The sequence below is a fragment of the Faecalitalea cylindroides ATCC 27803 genome, assembly GCF_000469305.1.
Classification (GTDB): domain Bacteria; phylum Bacillota_I; class Bacilli_A; order Erysipelotrichales; family Erysipelotrichaceae; genus Faecalitalea; species Faecalitalea cylindroides.
Genome location: NZ_KI270970.1, coordinates 1 through 20621, shown reverse-complemented (window position 1 = coordinate 20621; position 20621 = coordinate 1). Strand labels below are relative to the sequence as shown.

General features: G+C 36.2%; 21 protein-coding genes, 3 tRNA genes, 1 rRNA gene and 1 riboswitch. Of the genes, 22 read left to right on the top strand and 3 right to left on the bottom strand.

The features are described from left to right. Window positions 1–68: 68 nt before the first annotated feature. A complete protein-coding gene (locus HMPREF0367_RS01700; RefSeq protein ID WP_148449345.1) occupies window positions 69–539 on the bottom strand; it encodes a hypothetical protein in 471 nt (156 codons plus the stop codon). A 232-nt stretch (window positions 540–771) separates the two neighbouring features. Between HMPREF0367_RS01700 and HMPREF0367_RS01695 the strand changes: the two genes are divergently transcribed. The 4 genes from HMPREF0367_RS01695 to HMPREF0367_RS01680 all read left to right on the top strand — a co-directional run bounded on the left by HMPREF0367_RS01695 (window position 772) and on the right by HMPREF0367_RS01680 (window position 3275). Further along, window positions 772–1512 (top strand): replication protein, encoded by a 741-nt coding sequence (locus HMPREF0367_RS01695; RefSeq protein WP_081683610.1) that lies wholly within the window; start codon window positions 772–774, stop codon window positions 1510–1512. After that, window positions 1502–1747, top strand: a complete 246-nt coding sequence (locus tag HMPREF0367_RS01690) for a hypothetical protein (RefSeq protein WP_035400532.1) — start codon at window positions 1502–1504, stop codon at window positions 1745–1747. The genes HMPREF0367_RS01695 and HMPREF0367_RS01690 overlap by 11 nt, the downstream gene beginning before the upstream one ends. An 11-nt stretch (window positions 1748–1758) precedes the next feature. Beyond that, window positions 1759–2025: a MerR family transcriptional regulator gene (locus HMPREF0367_RS01685; RefSeq protein WP_051335122.1), complete on the top strand. Its 267-nt coding sequence runs from the start codon at window positions 1759–1761 to the stop codon at window positions 2023–2025. Window positions 2026–2117: 92 nt separating this feature from the next. Further along, the gene (locus HMPREF0367_RS01680) at window positions 2118–3275 is read left to right on the top strand and encodes a site-specific integrase (RefSeq protein ID WP_035400529.1); all 1158 of its coding nucleotides are present in this window, start codon (window positions 2118–2120) and stop codon (window positions 3273–3275) included. A gap of 43 nt (window positions 3276–3318) precedes the next feature. On the opposite strand, the gene HMPREF0367_RS01675 is transcribed toward HMPREF0367_RS01680, so the two are convergent. Further along, a tRNA-Asn gene (locus HMPREF0367_RS01675) sits at window positions 3319–3394 on the bottom strand. 105 nt (window positions 3395–3499) lie between these two features. Here HMPREF0367_RS01675 and HMPREF0367_RS01670 point away from each other — a divergent pair. The 16 genes from HMPREF0367_RS01670 to uvrB all read left to right on the top strand — a co-directional run bounded on the left by HMPREF0367_RS01670 (window position 3500) and on the right by uvrB (window position 18907). Continuing rightward, window positions 3500–4378 carry an HAD family hydrolase gene (locus HMPREF0367_RS01670; RefSeq protein ID WP_015536319.1) on the top strand — a complete coding sequence of 293 codons (879 nt, stop codon included), beginning with the start codon at window positions 3500–3502 and terminating at the stop codon, window positions 4376–4378. A gap of 182 nt (window positions 4379–4560) precedes the next feature. Beyond that, the gene (locus HMPREF0367_RS01665; protein WP_035400526.1) at window positions 4561–5121 is read left to right on the top strand and encodes a manganese efflux pump MntP; all 561 of its coding nucleotides are present in this window, start codon (window positions 4561–4563) and stop codon (window positions 5119–5121) included. Between the two features lie 38 nt (window positions 5122–5159). Further along, window positions 5160–5696 (top strand): nitroreductase family protein, encoded by a 537-nt coding sequence (locus HMPREF0367_RS01660; RefSeq protein WP_035400523.1) that lies wholly within the window; start codon window positions 5160–5162, stop codon window positions 5694–5696. 78 nt (window positions 5697–5774) lie between these two features. Beyond that, a tRNA-Ile gene (locus HMPREF0367_RS01655) sits at window positions 5775–5851 on the top strand. A gap of 14 nt (window positions 5852–5865) precedes the next feature. After that, a tRNA-Ala gene (locus HMPREF0367_RS01650) sits at window positions 5866–5941 on the top strand. Between the two features lie 155 nt (window positions 5942–6096). Next, window positions 6097–6999 carry a M15 family metallopeptidase gene (locus HMPREF0367_RS09955; RefSeq protein ID WP_169815928.1) on the top strand — a complete coding sequence of 301 codons (903 nt, stop codon included), beginning with the start codon at window positions 6097–6099 and terminating at the stop codon, window positions 6997–6999. Next, window positions 6986–8218: a CapA family protein gene (locus tag HMPREF0367_RS01640; RefSeq protein ID WP_081683609.1), complete on the top strand. Its 1233-nt coding sequence runs from the start codon at window positions 6986–6988 to the stop codon at window positions 8216–8218. The genes HMPREF0367_RS09955 and HMPREF0367_RS01640 overlap by 14 nt, the downstream gene beginning before the upstream one ends. Further along, window positions 8205–9398 (top strand): M15 family metallopeptidase, encoded by a 1194-nt coding sequence (locus HMPREF0367_RS01635; RefSeq protein WP_035400519.1) that lies wholly within the window; start codon window positions 8205–8207, stop codon window positions 9396–9398. Before HMPREF0367_RS01640 ends, HMPREF0367_RS01635 begins: the two co-directional genes overlap by 14 nt. Before the next feature lie 275 nt (window positions 9399–9673). After that, entirely contained in the window at window positions 9674–10573 is a 900-nt protein-coding gene (ftsX, locus tag HMPREF0367_RS01630; protein ID WP_022355992.1) for a permease-like cell division protein FtsX, read from the top strand. Further along, window positions 10570–11934, top strand: coding sequence for a murein hydrolase activator EnvC family protein (locus HMPREF0367_RS01625; RefSeq protein WP_035400517.1), 1365 nt, complete (start codon window positions 10570–10572; stop codon window positions 11932–11934). Before ftsX (HMPREF0367_RS01630) ends, HMPREF0367_RS01625 begins: the two co-directional genes overlap by 4 nt. Before the next feature lie 10 nt (window positions 11935–11944). Then, window positions 11945–12631, top strand: coding sequence for a cell division ATP-binding protein FtsE (gene ftsE / locus HMPREF0367_RS01620; protein WP_015536326.1), 687 nt, complete (start codon window positions 11945–11947; stop codon window positions 12629–12631). Then, window positions 12628–13530, top strand: a complete 903-nt coding sequence (gene ftsX / locus HMPREF0367_RS01615; protein ID WP_035400514.1) for a permease-like cell division protein FtsX — start codon at window positions 12628–12630, stop codon at window positions 13528–13530. The genes ftsE and ftsX (HMPREF0367_RS01615) overlap by 4 nt, the downstream gene beginning before the upstream one ends. Window positions 13531–13568: 38 nt before the next feature. Beyond that, a complete protein-coding gene (locus tag HMPREF0367_RS01610) occupies window positions 13569–14990 on the top strand; it encodes a S41 family peptidase (protein WP_035400513.1) in 1422 nt (473 codons plus the stop codon). Window positions 14991–15020: 30 nt separating this feature from the next. After that, window positions 15021–15093: riboswitch (Fluoride riboswitch) on the top strand. A 52-nt stretch (window positions 15094–15145) separates the two neighbouring features. Continuing rightward, window positions 15146–16360: a cation:proton antiporter gene (locus HMPREF0367_RS01605; RefSeq protein ID WP_035400512.1), complete on the top strand. Its 1215-nt coding sequence runs from the start codon at window positions 15146–15148 to the stop codon at window positions 16358–16360. A gap of 2 nt (window positions 16361–16362) precedes the next feature. Beyond that, complete coding sequence (locus tag HMPREF0367_RS01600) at window positions 16363–16842, top strand: EamA family transporter (protein WP_248660657.1); 480 nt, start codon at window positions 16363–16365, stop codon at window positions 16840–16842. Window positions 16843–16939: 97 nt separating this feature from the next. Beyond that, window positions 16940–18907: an excinuclease ABC subunit UvrB gene (uvrB, locus tag HMPREF0367_RS01595; protein WP_035400509.1), complete on the top strand. Its 1968-nt coding sequence runs from the start codon at window positions 16940–16942 to the stop codon at window positions 18905–18907. A 24-nt stretch (window positions 18908–18931) separates the two neighbouring features. On the opposite strand, the gene HMPREF0367_RS01590 is transcribed toward uvrB, so the two are convergent. Further along, window positions 18932–19633, bottom strand: coding sequence for a hypothetical protein (locus HMPREF0367_RS01590; RefSeq protein ID WP_035400507.1), 702 nt, complete (start codon window positions 19631–19633; stop codon window positions 18932–18934). 65 nt (window positions 19634–19698) lie between these two features. Between HMPREF0367_RS01590 and HMPREF0367_RS01585 the strand changes: the two genes are divergently transcribed. Together HMPREF0367_RS01585 and HMPREF0367_RS01580 are read left to right on the top strand one after the other, a co-directional pair. Next, window positions 19699–20214 (top strand): DUF3783 domain-containing protein, encoded by a 516-nt coding sequence (locus tag HMPREF0367_RS01585; RefSeq protein WP_035400506.1) that lies wholly within the window; start codon window positions 19699–19701, stop codon window positions 20212–20214. A 268-nt stretch (window positions 20215–20482) separates the two neighbouring features. Beyond that, window positions 20483–20621: ribosomal RNA gene (locus HMPREF0367_RS01580) — 16S ribosomal RNA — on the top strand; the annotation flags it as partial.

The window sequence follows — 20621 nt, the reverse complement described above, 5'->3', positions numbered from 1 at the left end:
GCCGGGTGTTCTTTCGTCTGTTCGGTTCTCATTTATATTGTTCATTTTCTCTCTTGCTTTTATGAAAATCAGTGTTTCAAATGCTCCAGTACCTCGCAAATCGCGAGCATCCCCTGTTTTTGATCTTTGATTTTGGCGGTGATGCTGTTGTTGACCAGCGACAATTTTATTTTGGTTTTCCCGCTTTTCGCTTTGATGATCCGCTGGGAAGGCAGTAAACCTTTTTGTACTTTCAGTTCGTCAAACTGGTCAAACGGAATGCAGATTTTACCGTAAATATGCGAGATATCAAAAGTTTCCAACACTGCGATAACCAATGTTTTTTCTGTCACGCCAACATAACAATATACATTACTCAAAGCTCCCAGTGCCAACATTTCAGCCGTCCCAGACATCAAGGTCCCCCATGCTTTTCCCTGGTATGTTTCCCCGTCCGGGCAAATACTGGCTAACATTTCATTCATATCTTTCTCATTCATGAATAAAGTCATATAGTTCACCTCGTTGTTTTGTTCATGGATCAGTGGATCCGATTCCATCTTAATTATAGCGCTTATCTTATTTTACGATGTAAAATCAGGGTAAAATACCCGTAAATATTAGGCGAGAAAGGCACAAGGTTACCCAATAATTTGGCTACGACAACCCCCTATGAGTGAAATGTGAACACCATATCACAATTATAGAAAGGATGATGCGTATGATTGTGATAAAAATAAAAAAGTATGTGTTTGACCACATACCGAATATTTTGTACACGCTCATTATACCATGCCAGTGAATGATGACAAAGTGAAATTGTATGGAGAATTGGCAAAAATAGATCCATTTGAATTTTGGGATACCGATTTAATCCCGGAGAATTTATCTCCTGAATTAAAAAAACTGAAGAGAAGGCATTGGCTCTATATTGTATATCCGGAATCTGCTCCTGAGGATTGGAAAGAGCAATTGGCACTAACAGGAGTACAATTTGCTGTTTCACCATTACATGATAGAGATTTATTGGTCAATGGAGACTTGAAAAAAGCACATTGGCATATGATTGTTATCTTTGATGGTCCTACTACTTTCTTGACAGCTGCATCCTTTCGAGAAATAACACATGGACCATATCCTAAAGTGTGCGAGAACTTACGAGGATCTTTTGATTATTTTACACATAAAAATGATCCTGATAAGGCTCAGTATTTGTCTGATGGAATCGAGTTATATAATGGCTTTAAGATAGATTTATCTGCTAAAGATGTACAGAGAATCAAAAATGAATTATGTGAAATAATAATAAAGCAAAACATAACTGAATATATGGAATTTAATCTTTATGCTCAGTATTATCTTGAAGCTGATTATTGTGATGTTATCAGCAATAATACTTATCATTTTAATTCCTTGATTAACTCTTTCCGACATAATCCAGAAAAGATTAAAGCTCGATACAAAGTTATTCAAGAAGAAATGTTAGATTCAATGAAAAGTGAAAAAATGGAGGACAAAAAAAATGATAGTTGAAGCAAGAAATTTAGAAATTCGTGGTGTTGAAAAACGAACTTCAAAAAAGTCAGACGGTGAATATTTGATTGTTCGAGTTGAAGATGAAACAGGTAGAGCATATGAACTATTAGATCGTGATGTAGAGAATATGTCTGCTTATAAACGAGGCGTTGAGTGTAACCTTACACTGGATCTCCGACTTGGAAAATATACGAATGTATCTATTGTGAAAATGGATATCATCAAAGTATAGAGGTGTTTGATATGACGGGTGATACAAATAATAAGTATCCGATTCCTTGTGATGTTCGAATGTATACTCGTGAAGAGGTTGCGGAAATAATTGGATGTCATAAAGATCATGTTGTAATGCTAAGTGAAGTAGGATGTTTATCTTGTATACGTATCGGTAAGCGTTATATGTATTCATACGAAGCTATAAAAAAATTTCAGTACGATTATGAGGGGTTTAATTTATCGAATCGAGTAAAAGCCTTGGAAGCTTATCATATCGTTGAAAGCAGAAAATAATTTTTTGAGGTGCGGAATCTTTAGATGAGGCACCTCATAAGTTATAATGATATCGTCCTTTTAAATAGCTTAGGCGATTAGAAGGAGAACAAATGGCTATTAGAAAAAGAGAAAGTAAAAAAGTAAAAAATGGATATGTTTACGAAGTTAATTTTACTTATAAAATTAATGGAATTTCATATCGATATTGGAAAGGCGGTTTTAAAACCAAAAAAGAAGCACAAGAGCATGAGAATTTGAAACGCATGGAATTTGCCAATAGTGGTAATCGTGTTCAAGATTGTAAAAAGACTTTAAAAGAAGTTTATGATGAGTTTATGGAAATTGGTAGTACTGAATTTCAATATAACACGATTTATAACACGAAGAAGACTCTACATTATTGGTATGGAAAAGATGCGACAATGGATCTAGGGAATATTCCTATTCGAGATATTGGATATAGGACTTTGCAGCAGTTCTTCAATAAAAGAAGTGATTGTGGTAAAGCTTGTAATGAAGATATCAAAACAGCCCTTAGAAGGATATTTGTTTATGCGATTCGAAGTGAATACATTTCATCTAATCCCATTGAATATGTAAAAGTTACTGGAGTCGAGAACAAAAAAGAGAAGCATGTTCTAACGTATGATGAGTTTCAATTGATTTTAAGAGAACTAAAGAATAAAAATACGTTTGAATATGATGCAATCTCGATGGCAGTTGTAATTGGATTCTATACAGGACTTAGAATCAGTGAAGTCATGGCTCTTCAAAAAGATGATTTTGATTTTGAAGAGAATACGATTTTTGTTCATAGAAAATTAAATTATAAGGGTAAAAAGAAAAAAGATATCGAAGCAGTTGAGCAAATGAAGTCTAAAAGCTCAAAAGCGTTGATACCTTTACCGGATAGTCTTAAACAAGAACTAGAGTTATGGTTTGAAATGAATCCATATCAAAATGTCATCTGCGATGAGGAAGGAGAATTCCTTGATCCAGATTGTACAGGAAATCGTATCCGCAGTATTTCGAATAAGTTAGGGATACCATTTCACTTTCATTTATTGAGACACACATACACCACTTATTTGGTTAATGCTCGTGTTGATGTGAAAGTGGCACAAGAATTATTGAGGCATGCAAACTTCAATACAACGATGTCCGTCTATGCTCATGTGGATGATAAGAAGAAACAAAACATAGTGAATGAAGTGTTCTGTGGCGAAAATGTGGCGAATGTGCATAAAAATAAAAACACTTTGTCGTAAATCCCCATACCTAAAGGCTTTTTGACAAAGTGTTCATTTGCAATGGCGCCTGAAACAGGACTCGAACCTGTGACCTGCCGGTTAACAGCCGGATGCTCTACCGACTGAGCTATTCAGGCAATTGCTTAATTATAATATCCTAAGGAGGTTTTTATGTCAACACCTTTTTTGATTTTTTCTTTAGCTTCAAGTATGATAGTTTTGAAAAAGGAAAAGGTGAGACTATGATCAAGGCAATTGTAATGGATATGGATGGCACTTTATTGGATTCCAATAATAAGATTTTGCCGGAAACAAAGAAAGCGTTAATTGATTTAGAAAAGAAGGGTGTATCACTTATTTTAGCAAGTGGAAGAAGTTATACTAGATTGCTGCCATATGCCAAAGAGTTGGAAATGGATAAATATCATGGATATTTATTAGAAGTTGATGGTATTGCGATATATGATGTGCATGAAAATAAACGTTCGGTATTAAAACGAATGGAACCTCAGGAAATTGAAGAAGTCTTTACGTATTTAATGGGTCTTGATTGCGAAAGCATGGCTTGTTTTGATGATGGCTTGTTTGATTATTTTAATGAGGATATATATCAATTGAAGGTTCAGTTACGCAAAGAAATGAATCTACCTGATGATTATCCTTGGACTGCAGGGCCTTGGGCTTGGCTTGCGGACATGCGTGATGGCTATCCTAAAATCTCATATATTAAAACATTTGATGAAATCAACAGACTTGTTAATAAGATTCAATTAATGCAGGATGAAGATAAACTTGCAATAATTTATGCTGATCTTTTAGATAAATTTTCAAATCAGTTTGAAATCTTTAGGACGTGTCCTAGACAGTTGGAAATTTTACCGAAAGGTTTTTCAAAAGGAAAAACGCTTGAAAGGATCATGAAACAGAATGGCTGGCAAAAAGATGAAGTCTTAGCGTTTGGAGACGGGGAAAATGATGTGAGTTTATTTGAAGTTGTCGATAACAGTTATGCAATGGGACAAGCAAAAGATTATGTGAAAGAAAAGGCAGCTTTTGTCACAAAATCAAATAACGAACAGGGGATTTTAGAGGCTTTAAAGCAGTTAGGATTAGCTAATTAAAATGAATTGAAAGCTTTAAAATATCTATGATAAGATATCTCTGCAATAAGGGAGTAGTTATCTTGTTTTGCAAGTGTTTAAACCAACATACTGGTCAGATAGGACCTGGTTTAATGTAAAAGACGAGACTTATGCGATTTTTTTCGCATGAGTCTCTATTTTTTTAGAAAGGTTGAAGTTTTATGGATCTACTATCACTAATTTTTACAGGTATCGGATTGGCTATGGATGCCAGTGCTGTTTCAATTGCGAAGGGTATGTCTTTACCAAATGAAAAAAATAAAAATTACGCTTTAAAACTAGGTTTGGCTTTTGGTATCTTTCAGGGATTGATGCCTCTAATTGGTTATTTGGCGGGTAGTACATTTTCTGGTTATATTCAAAGTGTTGACCATTGGGTTGCTTTTATATTGCTTGCTTTGATTGGATTAAATATGATCAAGGAAAGTCGGGAAGAAAAAGAAAATGAAGAAGTTTCGGATTTGCCGTTAAAGGTAATCTTGTTGTTGGCAATCGCCACCAGTATTGATGCTTTAGCTGTTGGTGTGAGTTTTGCTTTCTTAAAAGTTAATATTGTGTTGGCTTGTTCGATCATCGCTGTTGTTACATTTATATTATCTTTTATTTGTGTCATGGTTGGAAAAAGGCTGGGATCTCTTTTTCAAAAATACGCAGAAATTTTTGGTGGTATTATTTTAATGATGATTGGGGCAAAGATCTTGATTGAACATTTATTCTTGTAGTTTTCTGATATAATTTATGTATCAAGGAGGTGCATCAAATGGAATTACAAAAAGTATTGAGTGAGCGTCGTAGTATTCGGAGATATAAGAATTCATCTATTCCTCAAAATGATATTGAAACGATCATTCAGGCGGCACAGGAAGCACCTAGTTGGAAGAATTCGCAGACGGCTCGTTATCATGTCGTGCAGACAGAAAAGATGGTAAAAAAGATTAAAAAAGAAGCTTTGCCTGAGTTTAATGCGAAAAATGTTGCGGATGCTCCTGTTTTGATAGTGATGAGTTTCGTTGGATCAAGAAGTGGGTTTGATAAAGATAAAAATCCCGTCAATGAAGTTGGCGAAGGCTGGGGATTTTATGATTGTGGTCTTTCTACTGAGAATTTATTATTGAAAGCAACGGAACTTGGGTATGGGACACTTGTAATGGGGATTCGAGATGAGGTAAAACTTCGTGAACTATTAAATATTCCTCAAGATGAAATTATTGTCGCTGTGATTGGGTTAGGAATTCAAGATATAGCTCCATCAAAACCTGAAAGAAAGCCGCTTTTAGATGTGTTGAAATGGCACTAGAAAAAAAATTAAAAAAATTAAAAAAAAAGTTTGACAACTAATAATCTGCATGATATTATTACTAGGCATTCAGCAATTGGGCCTGTAGCTCAGGTGGTTAGAGCGCACCCCTGATAAGGGTGAGGTCGTTGGTTCAAGTCCATTCAGGCCCACCAGTTGCTGAATAAATGGGGTGTTAGCTCAGCTGGGAGAGCACCTGCCTTGCACGCAGGGGGTCAGGAGTTCGATCCTCCTACGCTCCACCATTTAGTAAATGAAGCCTTGAAAAAGGCTTTTTTTTATTTAGTGTGCATATTTACACATTATTTTTTTATCGTCCCTTTTTTTTAAATGTTTGAAGTGATATTCTATTACTAGTGAAAAAGAAGAGGTCGTTATGAAGAGAAAAAGGAAAAAAATAATGAAAAAAAGAACAAGGAACCGGCTGATTCTTTTGATTGGTGTAATCCTTGTTTTATTATTGGCTTTTTTTATGATTCGAGGAATTGTGACAGGAATTTCGTCTTTGTTCACATCGGATATTCAAAGCGTTGAAGGGTATGAAGAACTTCAGAGTGGTGGTTTAACGGATGAGGAAATTTCTGAGATTGTTTCTTTGCCAAATTACCATTCAGAGCGGGCTGCAAGATATGCTGCTTGGGATGTTAAAGATGCTAAAGAACGTGTTATGCAAGTAAACTGTGATATGGATCTTGAACCATATTCGAATACTATAATTCAGAAAGATGATACCGATGTCACAATGTTGATCAATAAGTTCTATGCTTTGCCTGAAGGCTATGTACCTGCCGATTTAGTGCCTTTAGATAAGTATGCTTGTGTACAGGGAGAGGATTTTTCGTGTCAAGATGTAGAACAAATTGAATTACGAAAAGAAGTATATGATGCTTATATTGAGTTTTGTGATGCTGCTAGTAAAGAGAATATAAATATTCGAGCAATAGCTGGTTATCGCAGTTATGATTACCAAGCCGGTTTATGGAATTATAATGCTTCAGTGTATGGTGAAGCATATGCGGATGAATATTATGCACGTCCAGGGCAGAGTGAACATAACTCTGGTTTATGTGTAGATATTACATTTAATGGGTATAATTATAATGAAATTGAAAATTATGATGGATATGAATGGATTTTAAATAATGCTCATAAATACGGATTTATCCTTCGTTATCCAAAAGATAAGGTTGATGTGACACGATATGGATATGAATCCTGGCATTTTCGTTATGTAGGCAAAGAAGCTGCCAAAGTAATCTATGATAATGATTGGACATTGGAGGAATATCATGGCTCAAAATAGAAAAAGAAAAAAGCGGTGGATGAAGAAAAAAACAAGAAATCGTTTGATTCTTGCCGGTGGATTAATCGTATTTGTTTTATTGATCTATGGTTTGATCAGTTTGATTGCTTCAGTTTTCTTCTCTTCAGATGAAAATGTGGATAATAAGACAACAACAGCCAATGAGCAGACAGTGGTTTCGTTTATGGGGGTTGGAGATAATTTGATTCATGATACTGTGTATAAAGATGCTCTGCAGGAAGATGGAACATACGATTTTACAGATATGTATGCCAACTTCAGCGAAGATCTTAAAAATACAGATATCAAATTTATCAATCAGGAAACGGTACTTGGTGGTGTAGATCTTGGTTTATCAGGATATCCTACATTTAATTCTCCAACAGAAATTGCGAAAAATCTTGAATCAGTCGGTTTTAATCTTGTGAATCTGGCCAGTAATCATTGTTTGGATCGTATGGAACAAGGAATTGCCAATGAACTGGCTGCTTTTGATGAAACAAATATCGTTCATGATGGTGTGTATAATACACAGGAGGAATTTGATACCATTCCAACTTTTACAAAGAATGGAATCACATTTAGTTTTTTAGCTTATACATATGGCACAAACGGAATTCAACCTACATATACATATAATGTGTCTTATTTTGATGATGCGCAAATTCAAAGTGATGTTCAAAGAGCAAAAGAAATCAGCGATGTTGTAATCGTATCAGCACACTGGGGTGATGAAAACACATTTGAACCGAATGATTTTCAGAAACACTATGCGCAATTGTTTGCAGATTGTGGTGTGGATGTTGTGATAGGGACACATCCTCATACGATTCAGCCGGTTGAATGGATCGAAGGTTCAAAGGGTAATAAGATGCTTTGTGTTTATTCTTTAGGAAATTTCATTGGAGGTATGCTGACAACCGATAATGCGATAGGTGGCGAAATAAAATTTGATTTTGTCAAAGAAGGGGAAAAGATATCTATTGAAAATGTTGAATGGATCCCAACGATCATTCATTTTGAAGGCAATCAAGCCAATATCATGGAAGAGCGTTCAAACTATCAAGCATATAAAGTAAGTCAGTATACAGATAAGTTGGCAAAAAAACATGTTTTAAACAATTATGAAGGAAATGTGGTAAGCTTAGAGTATATTGACTCTAAAACAAGAGAAGTCATATCTGCGGAATTTTTAGGAGAATATGATGGCACAAACTAAAAAAAGAAGAATTAACCGTAAAAAACAAATCAAACGCTTGAGTTTATTAGCGCTCATTATCTTATTGATCATTTTCCTTTTTGTATCTAACTTCAATCGTATGCGATTGTGGATAAAAGGTTATGGTTTTTCTGAACAGAATATTCTTTTACGACTGGATAAATCATGGTTAAATGAATATTTAGAATTGGATTCAGCTTTAGATCTTGAAACTTGGGATACTGTTGAAAATGATCATCATTATATCGATTATGTTAACTATTCGAGTAATCATGATGTTTCAAATGAACAGGTTGTTCAGTATGTAGACTCTTTCTATGAACTTTATGGTCAACTTGAACAAGCTGGTTTTTCAATAGAAACGTGTAGAGAATTAATGGATTCTTTAACAATTGATGATTTTCAGGCGATTGTGGATGCCGGATATAAGTTTGAAGATATCCAAGGGTATTTGGATATAAATGGTGTAATTGTATCGGATATTGCGGCTTATATTGATTCGGGTTTAGATCCGCTTGATGCCGTAATGAATGTTTCGTATCCGTTTATTGATTCACAAAATACGATCACGACAAACTATCAGATCATGGAACCGGATGATCTTTTGGTATTGGTAAAACATGGTTTTGGAGTTTCTTCTGATTATGTTCCAGATGATCTTGTATCGACAAACATCATGGTTTCTGATTCCAATCCAGATCCTAGACTTAGAAAAGAGGCTGCTGAAGCTTTAGAAAAGATGGCTGAAGATGCTTCCAAAGAAGGATATACTTTAGCGATTAACAGCGCTTACAGATCGTATGAAGACCAACAGGCTGTTTATGATGAGTATTTTGCGATGTATGATCCTGTGACTGCAGCAAGTCTTGTAGCAGTTCCTGGCTATAGCGAACATCAGCTTGGTCTAAGTGTTGATTTAACTTGTAAAGATGTGATTGATGGAGTATATGGAGTGTTTGGTGACAGTCCGGACTATGATTGGACCATTGCTCATGCTCATGAATATGGTTTTATTTTACGCTATCCAGAAGATAAAACTGCTATTACTGGGACGGCTAATGAGCCTTGGCATTATCGTTATGTTGGAGTTGAAGCGGCTACGGAAATTTATGAAAATGGATGGACTTTAGAAGAATATATCCAACATCATGGCTTTACATATGATTTATCACCAGAATAATATATCTGGTGATTTTTTTGTGGTTAAAAAGAAAAATAGCACCATTTTGGTGCTATCTTCTTAATGATTAATTAGTTTTTTTAGGAGAGAGATATATGAAGGGATTTTTTTAATTGAGCTTTCCTTAAGCTCATCTATAGAATACTTAAAAGTTATGTTTTAAGTATCACTTTATCGTGTGAAAAAATGTGAGATTTATTTGAAATGTGTTAAATTGTCGAATTTTTGGATTTTTTAAGATATATGTTATAATGACTGAGATTAGGGGATGTGAAATGATATTATTTTTTAAATGTTTACCAAGATTGATACATCGAGCTAATGCAGATATTCGAAGACATTTCACTATGACGTTTTCGAGTGCTTTATCAATTGGTGTAGCATTATTGATTGCTATGTTAATGGTCGTTAGTGCGGTGAATGTCAATCAGTTTACGCAAAATATTGAAGAAGAATTTATTGTCCAGATATCCCTGGATCCAACATTGAACGATGAACAAATCAATGAGCTTGAGAATGAAGTTTCATCGATGAAACATGTTGCCAGTGTGACTTTTTCTTCTAAAGAAGAAGAATTGGATAAGCTAATTGAAGAAAACGGGAATATGTTTTCTCAATACGAAGGAGATAATAATCCTTTGTATGATGTTTTGATAGCTGAGCTGGATGATAATACGGCCATGGAATCATTTACCAATAAAGTCAGCAAGATGGATGGTGTTATGAAGGCTACTTATGGAGGTAGTGCTATTGTGACATTAATCAACTTGTTTGAAGCAATTCGATATGGAGGCTCGATCTTTGTGGTAGTTATGGTTGTATTGGCAATCTTTTTGATTCGTAATACGATCAAGATGACGATTCGAATCAGAAAAGATGAGATTGCGATCATGCGTCAAGTTGGGGCATATAGCTGGTATATTTCTGTACCATTTATGTTAGAAGGAATGGTCACAGGATTTATTGGGGCTTTAGGACCAATGTTGATTTGTGGATTTGGATATACATATTTGTATCAGGCGCTGAATGGTTCCTTGATGTCAGATATGTTCCGGTTGATCGAACCTTTTCCTTTTGTGATTTGGGTTTGTTTAGGATTATTGATCGTTGGCGGCTTTGTAGGAATGATTGGAAGCTTGCTGGCTACTAGGAAATATTTGAGGTGGGCACGATGAAAAAGACAAAAATACTATCTGTAATCAGTACAGTTGCCTTATCATTAGGCACAATGATCCCTGTTTATGCGGAAGATTATTCCGATGAAGATGCGTGGTATGCACGTTGTTCGCAACCACAGACAGATCAAGCTGGAGTAAGCGCATGTCAGGGATTCCAGAATTATCAGGAACAAAAGAGGCAGCAATTACAAGAAAATATTAATTCATTTAATAATGATATTGCCTCATTAAAATCAGATAGCGCTGAAATAGAAGCTTTGGCAAAACAACAAAAAGAACTGGCAGATTCTTTAACAAGTCAAATTCAGGCAAAGGAAGAATCAATTCAAACTATTGAAAAGTCAATTCAAGATTTGGTTGCGCAAATCGAGGCAAAACAGGCAGAAATTGATGAATGGGATGCACAGATCAAATCTCGTATGCAAAGCGAACAAACAACGATAGGAACAAATATCGTTATTGATTTGATCATGGGTAGTGACACTTTAAATGATATGTTACGCCGTATTTCTGGTGTTGAAAGAATCACCGAAGATGACCAGGACCAAATCGAAAAATTAAATGAATTAAAAGCGGAGCTGGAATTACAAAAATCAGAACAGGAACGTTTAGAAAACGAAACGAAGGAGCAAAAGGCTCAGCTTGAAGAAGAACGTGAACAAGTAAAACAGCTTGAAGAGTCTTATAACAAGCTTGTTGAAGAGTATCAAAAACAAATAGCGGATCTGCAGGCAAAGATGCGTTCAGCACAGGCAGATATCGCCTCTATACGATCATTTACGATTTCTTCTGGGTACACTGGAAGCATTGAACAGGTAGATGGATTTATCAATCCAATCAGTGGTGGAACTATTTCTGCAGGAACATGGGCTTATCCTCGTGGTGGTTTGCATTTAGGTTTAGACTGGGCAGCTTCAATTGGTACAGCCGTTGTTGCTCCTGCTAGCGGTGTTATTTTATATGCGAATAATCCAGCACCGACAAATGGTGGATATTTAGGTAACTGGACAGGATATCCTGCTGGTGGTGGAAATACAATTGAAATGTTATGTAATGTAGGTGGAACATTGTATGCGGTAAGTTTTGCCCATTTATCACAAAATGGTTTTGCGGTAAGTGCCGGTCAGAGTGTTTCACAAGGACAGTTGCTTGCCTTGACTGGTAACTCAGGAAACTCAAGTGGTCCTCATTGTCATATTGAAGTTTATAATTTGGGTTCTATGAGTGTTGAAGAGGCAGTGAATCGCTTTGCCTCAACAGCGGATTTCGCATGGGGAACAGGATGGAACAGTACTGCAACGGCTTGTGGTTCGGGAAATACTCCATGTCGTGAAAGACCTGAAAAATTCTTCGGATAGGAGGCTTGAAATGATTGAAATCTTAGATGTATCGAAAGCTTATCCAAATGGAGTCCATGCTTTGAATCATGTAAAGCTTAAGATCGATGATGGTGAATTTGTTTATGTAATTGGAGCAACAGGATCAGGAAAGAGTACGTTGATAAAGATCTTAAACGGAGAAATTGTTCCTGATGAAGGGTTGGTTATTGTTAATGGTACCGATGTAGGAGCTTTAAAGCATAGAAAAGTGCCTTATTATCGTAGAAACATTGGTTGTGTCTTCCAGGATTATCGTCTGCTTCCAACTTTGACGGTATTTGAAAATATTGCCTTTGCCTTGGAAGTTTTAGGTATGTCAAAAAAAGAGATTCGAAAACGTGTGCGTGATGTATTGGAGTTGGTCGATCTAAAAGATAAGGAACGTTGTTATCCAAATGAACTTTCAGGAGGTCAACAACAGCGTGTGACAATAGGTAGAGCGATTGCCAATCGTCCTCAGGTATTGATTGCCGATGAACCAACAGGAAACCTGGATCCAGAAAAGAGCTTGGAGATCATCAAACTTCTAGAAAAGATTAATGAAACATTTAATACAACGATTTTGATGGTTACGCACGATATTGTATTGGTTGAAAAATTTAAGAAACGAACAATCACTTTAGACCATGGTTATGTTGTTCATGATTCTTTCAAAGGTGGATATAAGAGCGTATGAAAGAGAAGTTGAATCTAGCTCTGTATGAATTGAAGTACGCGTTTATTGGGATCAAAAGGCATTTATTGTTATGTTTATCAGCTATTAGTGCCATTACGATATCACTATTCTTGATGGCTGCTTTTCTTGTGGTGGGAATCCATGTCGATCATTTTGCAATGAATGTACAAAGTGATTTAAGTATCCATGTTATTTTAGACCAAGATATTGTGGAAGATGATCAAATTGATGCGATTGAAGATCAAATACTAGAATTATCAAATGTAGATTCGATTGAATTTTCGGATAAAGAAAATGAGTTAGAGTTGATGATCGATGAAAAAGGAGACGCTTTCTCCATTTATAAGGGAGAAGAAAATCCTTTATCCAATGCGTTTTTTATCTATGTGCAGGATGAAAAACAAATTCAAGATACATCTGAACAAATTGAACAAATTGAAGGTGTTTCAAGCAGTGCATATGGAGGAAGCAGTGTTACGCAGCTGATCAATTTATTGGATATGGTTCGTAAAGTTGGATATGGCGTTATACTGTTGCTTCTGATTTTGTCGATTTATCTTATTTTTAATACGATTCGCACAACGATATTCTCACGTCAGGAAGAAATTATTATCATGCGCCAGGTTGGAGGAACAAATGCTTTTATTAAGCGTCCTTTTGAAGTGCAGGGTGTTTTGATTGGATTGTTTGGCTCGTTGTTACCGGTAGCAGCTTTGTATTTTGGATATGCGAAGCTGTATGAGGTATTAGAAGGTCAATTGTTTTCTAATTTGTTTTCTTTGATAGAGCCAAATCAAATTGTATGGCAGGTTGGTTTGATCATAACCTTGATTGGATTGTTGATCGGAGGATTTGCCAGCTTCTGGGCTGTTACAAAGTATTTAAAAGTAAAACGATAGGAACGTCCTATCGTTTTGTTGATATGGAGGTTATGAAAATGGCTCGAATAAAGAACAATAAGAAACAAACCATCATCGTTACGGTATTATGCTTAGTATGTTTTGGTGTAGGTGTCTTGGTTCCGGTTATCTATCAAAGAGCTTCGAGTTCATCCAGTGATTCAAAGCTCGAATATGTTAAGAATGTCTTGGAGAATGACTGGTATTATGCAGATCAGGTAGAAGATCTGGATAGTTTGCTGACTGAACAAGCTTTGACAGGTATGACAACATTAGATATCGATCCACATACAAATTATTTCAGCCTGGATCAGGCAAAACAGTTTTCTTCCAGTCTTCAGGGAACCAATACAGGAATAGGTATTCAGTTTTATCAGCAAGATAATGGAAATATTTATGTAAAATACGTGTTCATCAATTCAACAGCGGATGATGCAGGATTAAAAAGCGGTGACATTATCACAAAAATCGGTAATCTAGATCTTGCAAGTTCAACAACAGATGATATCGTTACCTATATTCAAGATCGTGATGGGAAAGAAATTGCGGTGGACTATGTACGTGATGGACAGACTGCTTCAGTTAAACTAACTCCAAGTGAATATGACTCCACGGTTATCTGTAATATCTATGATGGATATGGAGAAATCATTCTAAGCAGCTTTTCTTCTCATAGTGGAGATGATGTGGCCGATGCGATGGCACGTTTAAAAGAGGCTGGAATTACTAAGATGATCCTGGATTTAAGAAACAATACAGGCGGATATTTAAGTGCGGCTGTAGAAATCGCATCCACTTTCTTGCCTTCGGATTCTGTTGTTTTTTATGAAGAAGATAAAGATAAGAATATAACAGAAGTAAAAACGGATGACAGTTATGGGCAGATTGAAATGGACCAAATCGTTATTTTACAAAATGATCAAACAGCCAGTGCTTCTGAAGCACTGATAGGAGCTTTAAAATCACACTTGAAAGATAAAGTTACATTAGTGGGACAGACGACTTACGGAAAAGGAACAGAACAGACAACCGTTCCTTTTGAAGATGGTACGAGCATTAAATATACAATAGCACGATGGTTGACACCGGATAAGGAAAGCATTCATGAAAAAGGCTTTGAACCGGATGTGGCTGTTGAGGATACTTCGATTGGTTCTGTTAGTTATACAGAAATGAAAGAAGATGATGTGATCATTGCGGACAAGGTTCATGTCAATGCTTCAGCTCTGCAAAGATTCTTAGAATATCTGGGATATACTGTCGATAGAACGGATGAATACTTTTCTAAAACGAGTTCTGATTCTTTGAAACAGTTTCAAAAAGATCAGGGAATTGCTCCAACTGGAAATTGTGATTATACGACGTGGGAAAAGATTTTGGATATGATCACGCAAAAATACAATGAGAATTCGGTCAATGACGATCCAATCCGTAACCATGGAATCGAATTATTGGGATAAATATTTACAAAAAATAAAAGAAAAGGTATACTTCTTTGTGGAAATGAAGTTCTTCCATGGGATAACCTAAACCGCTTATTAAGCTGATGACTTCTACGAGTTTTTTATCGTGGAAAGGCATCAGCTTTTCTGCGTTATTGAAGGAGGATTTGTTTATGTTGACATCGCTGGCTTTTATCTTTTTAGTCGGATTATCTATGGCAGCTATCTGCCAAAGAATTAAATTGCCTCGCATTATCGGTATGTTGATAACGGGGATTGTACTTGGCCCATATGTGTTGGATTTGTTGGATCCATCGATCTTGTCTATATCGGCAGATCTAAGGCAGATGGCATTGATCATTATATTGTTGAAGGCAGGACTATCTTTAAATCTGGAAGATCTAAAGAAGGTTGGACGCCCAGCTATCATGATGTCTTTTGTGCCTGCCAGCTTTGAAATCTTAGCCTTCTTTTTGTTCGCTCCATGTATTTTAGATATTGATCGCATCTCAGCAGCAGTAATGGGATCGGTGTTGGCGGCTGTATCACCGGCTGTTGTCGTACCTAGAATGGTTTCGTTGATGGAAGAAAAATATGGAACTAAAAAGAGCATTCCACATATGATCATGGCAGGAGCCAGCTGTGATGATATTTTTGTGATCGTATTGTTTACGACGTTTACTGGGATGGCACAGGGTGGAAGTGCTAATTTTATGGATTTTTTGAATATTCCTGTTTCAATCGTATTAGGTATTATTTTAGGTGCTGTAACAGGATATTTTTTAAGCTGGTTTTTTGAAACTACGTATGCTCTAAAAAACTATGTTCGAAACAGTATGAAAGTTATTATTGTACTAGGTGTTTCATTTTTGTTGATGGCAATTGAAACCTGGTTAGAAGGAATTGTTTCTGTTTCTGGTTTGTTGGCAGTTGTGAGCATGGCATGTGTGATTAAATTAAAAAGCACAGAGTTTGTATCAAAACGTTTGTCTGAAAAATTTGGTAAGTTATGGCTGGCAGCAGAAGTGTTGTTATTTGTGCTTGTAGGAGCCGCTGTTGATATTCGATATACGATGGATGCCGGCTTAGCCGCTGTTTTGATGATTTTTGTTGCCTTGTTTTTTCGCTCTATCGGTGTATTGATCTGCATGTTGAAAACACCTTTGAGACGAAAAGAGCAATTATTCTGTGTGATTGCGTATCTTCCTAAGGCAACGGTGCAGGCAGCTATTGGTTCTGTTCCTTTGGCAATGGGACTTTCATGTGGTCAGATCGTTTTATCAGTTGCTGTTTTGGCAATCTTGATTACTGCCCCATTAGGCGCTATTGGGATGGATCTAACTTATCAAACACTTTTAGAAAAAGAAGATGTTTTATCTTTGGGATAATAGTGAAAATTGATCTATGGAAGACTATAATAGGTGTTGGCGGTCTATCTCATGAAGAAGGTGAATGCCATGTGGGCTTTATTTGCACTTGGTTCGGCTGTATTTGCCGCATTGACATTATATTGGCTAAAATAGGGATTGATGGAGTGAACTCCAATCTTGCCACAGCCATTCGTACGATCGTGGTCTTAATTATGGCTTGGGGCATGGTATTTTTAGTTGGAGCTCAGTCTGGTATTTCTGAGACATCTAGTAGAAGCTGGATCTTTTTGATCTTGTCTGGTCTTGCCACGGGTGCTTGTTGGCTTTGTTACTATCGTGCTTTGCAGTTGACAGATGCTTCTAAAGTTGTACCGATAGATAAATTGAGCGTTGTGATAACTTTGATCTTGGCTTTTGTCTTTTTGCACGAAGAGTTTACAGCAAAATCAGCCATTGGTGCAATATTGATCACAATTGGAACATTAGTGATGGTTTTATGAAATTAGCTCGTTTATGCGAGCATTCTTTTTTGTCTGTTCATAACAATTGCGTATAATAGGGTTAGATGTTATTCTAGCCAAAAGGAGAGAATCGAAAATGGATAAATTTGAACTGGTATCAGATTATAAACCAATGGGCGATCAGCCTACGGCTATCAAAGAATTGGTGCAAGGATTAAAAGACCATAAAAAATATCAGGTTTTGTTGGGGGCAACAGGAACTGGTAAGACCTTTACAGTCTCAAATGTCATTGCTCAGGTGAATCGTCCAACATTGGTGTTTGCACATAATAAGACATTAGCTGGGCAGCTATACTCGGAGTTTAAAGAGTTTTTCCCTAATAATAGAGTGGAGTACTTTGTCTCCTATTTTGATTATTATCAACCTGAAGCATATTTGCCAAAGACGGATACATATATTGATAAAAATACCAAGACAAATGAAGAACTGGATATGTTGAGGATGGCCGCGGTAAACAGTGTGTTAGAAAGACGTGATACGATCATCGTTGCCAGTGTTGCCTCAATTTATGGTGCCAGTAATCCGGAACAATATCGTCATATGATCTTTACTTTGAGAACAGGGCAGACCATAGATCGAAATGAGTTGATGCTGGCATTGGTTCATCAACAGTATAAAAGAAATGATACCGATCCTTTGCGTGGAACTTTTAGAGTTCGAGGCGATGTTATTGAAATTACTCCTGGTCATACAGATCGTTACCTGATTCGTATTGAATTGTTTGATGATGAAATTGAACGAATTTGTGAAGTGGATCCTGTTACAGGTCATGTTAATCAGGCATATCATTTATATATTATTTATCCGGCAAATGGATATGCGACAAGCATGGATGTTATTAAAAGGGCAGCTGCAAGCATTGAAGAAGAGTTGGAAGATCGTTTAGATTACTTTGACAAAATGGGCAAACCGCTTGAAAAAGAACGTTTGGAACAAAGATGTCGTTATGATATAGAGGCTTTAAAAGAATTTGGGGTGTGTCCAGGAATTGAAAACTATTCACGACACATTGATGGACGAAAGCCAGGGGAAAGACCCTACACGCTGTTTGATTATTTTCCAGATGATTTTTTATTGGTCGTGGATGAAAGTCATGTTTCTCTTCCGCAGATTCGAGGCATGTATAATGGAGACAGGGCACGTAAAGAAGTGTTAGTAGAGTATGGTTTTCGTTTACCAAGTGCCTTAGATAATCGTCCACTGCGTTTTGAAGAATTCGAATCGATCATACCTTCGGCTATATTTGTTTCGGCAACTCCGGGTGATTATGAACTTGAGAAAGTAGATGGTCATGTTATTGAACAGATCATTCGTCCAACCGGATTATTGGATCCAGAAGTGGAAGTAAGACCAATCGAAGGTCAGATTGATGATCTAGTAGATGAAATTAAAATGCGTATTAAAAAGAATCAAAGAACATTGATCACGACCTTGACTGTGCGTATGGCAGAAGATCTTACATCATATCTTAAGAATATGGATCTTAAAGTTGCCTGGCTTCATCATGAAGTAACGACAATTGAAAGAACAGAGATCATTCATGATTTTAGGCAGGGAAAATATGATGTATTAGTAGGAATCAACTTATTAAGAGAAGGTCTGGATATACCGGAAGTTTCTTTAATTGCGATCTTAGATGCAGACAAAGAAGGTTTTTTAAGAAGTAAACGTTCTTTAATTCAGATCATTGGACGTGCCGCTAGAAATGCAGAAGGAAAAGTTATCATGTATGCAGATACGATCACCGAAAGTATGCAATATGCTATTGATGAAACAAATCGAAGAAGAAGCATACAGATCGAATATAATAAGGAACATAATATTGTTCCAAAAACGATCATAAAACCAATTCACGATGTAGTTCGATCAAAGGAAACGAAAGAAATGGCTGCCAAGTACTTAAAGAAAAAGAAGGTGGGCGCAAAACAAAAAGAAGTCATGTTAAAGAATATCGAACAGGAAATGAAAGAGGCTGCGCGTACGCTTGATTTTGAAAGAGCAGCTCAGTTGCGCGATATATTATTAGAATTAAAAGCAGAATAAAAGAGAACCGCAAGGTTCTCTTAATTAGTAATTTTCTAAATCAGCTGGATACGTTACAGTATCAAGGGAATTGATTTGATCTAACGTGCATTCGATGGTTACATCGATGATAACTTGCTGGGTTTCGACATCCTGTAGTCCGGATATCCCAAGGGTTAAAGAGGTAATATAGTTATCTTCAATTGTTGCATCAAGTGTAGCATCTTCAATGGTAACGGATCCCATAGAATCAAGGTATGAAGAAATTAATGATCCATCAATCGTGAATGAGTAATTATTTCCATCTTTTGAGCTTCGTGTAAAGAGCGCTTTTAATTCATCGTCTGTATAATTTAAGAATGGATTGTATACAGAAAGTTTTTCACTGCCGTTGATTCCTAAATTTTCTAAAAGACTTTGGGAAGTGGTTCCATATGAATTAAGGTATGTTTTGTTATCTTTGATGTAGAAGTTTAAAAAATTGTCTTCGGCATTGTCTCCAGCTTCAAGATCAAGATCTAGAGCGAGTTGCAAATTGTCTTTTTGATTCAATTGTAAATCAAACTTGATTTTAGAAGCGTCTTCATTGTTTGATGTGAAAGTACCTTGAATATGGCCGGAATTCAATTCAAGTGTATTATCGAGTGCCGAGAAAAACTCTAGTGCATAATCGTCATTGTTAGATGAGCATGCAGCTATATTTAAAATCATAAAAGTCGATATAAAGAATGTAAATATTTTTTTCATGAGGTCCTCCTTGTGTAAAAGTATTGTATATTAGGAATGATAAAGATGTCAAAAAGGAGAGTAAAATGAATAAAGTGTTGATTTATTTAGGAACATCTAATTTAAAAGAAAAAGTAATTGAAGATGTATTTAAGAAAATTGGAATAGAAATTAATTATATAGATGATGATGATCTTGAAAATACATTGGAAAAGTTATTAGAATTACCTCGAAAAGAAGGGGAAAAAGGAAAACGAGAATCATTTATGTTTATTGATGGCGATAACGTGGATGAAATTAAAAATTTGGAAAGCATTTTAAGAGATAATAATGTGAAGATTGAAAGAAAAGCAGTGAAGACAAAAAATAATATTAGTTGGACATTGCGCGCATTGATGGATGAAGTAGATGAAGAATTTGAATATTTTCAATTACGAGATCACTTATATAATTTGATCATGCACCCAGATAAAGAAAAACTAAAAAAAGATCCTGACTATTTGAAACTGATGTCAATGGCATTTTCTTTGTTGGAAGACCAAAATGTAGGCAAGGATATCCTTGAAATAGCAATAAAATCAATCGAAAATTTCAAAAATTAAAATAAAAACGCTTACATTAAAAAATGGGGTTGATTTAGTGTCTAGGATTTGCTAATATAAACGGGCGCCAAGGGAGAGCGGATCTGATAAAAGAAAGCTTGAAAAAAAAGCTTGCAAAGTCCACCAAGTTGTGGTAATATAATCAGGCACGCGAAACGGTGCGAAAAAGAGATCTTTGAAAACCGAACAGAATAGAAGAAACCAAGAACGAAACGTCAATTCTGGAAAGAAGAAACAATCGATGTCAGATGACATCGTGAGCTAAAATCAAATGGAGAGTTTGATCCTGGCTCAGGATGAACGCTGGCGGCATGCCTAATACATGCAAGTCGAACGGACCGAAGGGAAAGCTTGCTTTCCCTGAAGTCAGTGGCGAACGGGTGAGTAACACGTAGGTAACCTGCCCA

Coding starts and splice junctions, on each gene's coding strand:
- HMPREF0367_RS01610 (WP_035400513.1), top strand. CDS start 13,569: ATGGCTCGAATAAAGAACAATAAGAAACAAACCATCATCGTTACGGTA.
- HMPREF0367_RS01670 (WP_015536319.1), top strand. CDS start 3,500: ATGATCAAGGCAATTGTAATGGATATGGATGGCACTTTATTGGATTCC.
- HMPREF0367_RS09955 (WP_169815928.1), top strand. CDS start 6,097: ATGAAAAAAAGAACAAGGAACCGGCTGATTCTTTTGATTGGTGTAATC.
- HMPREF0367_RS01660 (WP_035400523.1), top strand. CDS start 5,160: ATGGAATTACAAAAAGTATTGAGTGAGCGTCGTAGTATTCGGAGATAT.
- HMPREF0367_RS01680 (WP_035400529.1), top strand. CDS start 2,118: ATGGCTATTAGAAAAAGAGAAAGTAAAAAAGTAAAAAATGGATATGTT.
- HMPREF0367_RS01690 (WP_035400532.1), top strand. CDS start 1,502: ATGATAGTTGAAGCAAGAAATTTAGAAATTCGTGGTGTTGAAAAACGA.
- HMPREF0367_RS01700 (WP_148449345.1), bottom strand. CDS start 539: ATGGAATCGGATCCACTGATCCATGAACAAAACAACGAGGTGAACTAT.
- HMPREF0367_RS01640 (WP_081683609.1), top strand. CDS start 6,986: ATGGCTCAAAATAGAAAAAGAAAAAAGCGGTGGATGAAGAAAAAAACA.
- HMPREF0367_RS01685 (WP_051335122.1), top strand. CDS start 1,759: ATGACGGGTGATACAAATAATAAGTATCCGATTCCTTGTGATGTTCGA.
- HMPREF0367_RS01590 (WP_035400507.1), bottom strand. CDS start 19,633: ATGAAAAAAATATTTACATTCTTTATATCGACTTTTATGATTTTAAAT.
- HMPREF0367_RS01665 (WP_035400526.1), top strand. CDS start 4,561: ATGGATCTACTATCACTAATTTTTACAGGTATCGGATTGGCTATGGAT.
- HMPREF0367_RS01585 (WP_035400506.1), top strand. CDS start 19,699: ATGAATAAAGTGTTGATTTATTTAGGAACATCTAATTTAAAAGAAAAA.
- ftsX (WP_035400514.1), top strand. CDS start 12,628: ATGAAAGAGAAGTTGAATCTAGCTCTGTATGAATTGAAGTACGCGTTT.
- HMPREF0367_RS01625 (WP_035400517.1), top strand. CDS start 10,570: ATGAAAAAGACAAAAATACTATCTGTAATCAGTACAGTTGCCTTATCA.
- ftsX (WP_022355992.1), top strand. CDS start 9,674: ATGATATTATTTTTTAAATGTTTACCAAGATTGATACATCGAGCTAAT.
- ftsE (WP_015536326.1), top strand. CDS start 11,945: ATGATTGAAATCTTAGATGTATCGAAAGCTTATCCAAATGGAGTCCAT.
- uvrB (WP_035400509.1), top strand. CDS start 16,940: ATGGATAAATTTGAACTGGTATCAGATTATAAACCAATGGGCGATCAG.
- HMPREF0367_RS01605 (WP_035400512.1), top strand. CDS start 15,146: ATGTTGACATCGCTGGCTTTTATCTTTTTAGTCGGATTATCTATGGCA.
- HMPREF0367_RS01695 (WP_081683610.1), top strand. CDS start 772: ATGCCAGTGAATGATGACAAAGTGAAATTGTATGGAGAATTGGCAAAA.
- HMPREF0367_RS01635 (WP_035400519.1), top strand. CDS start 8,205: ATGGCACAAACTAAAAAAAGAAGAATTAACCGTAAAAAACAAATCAAA.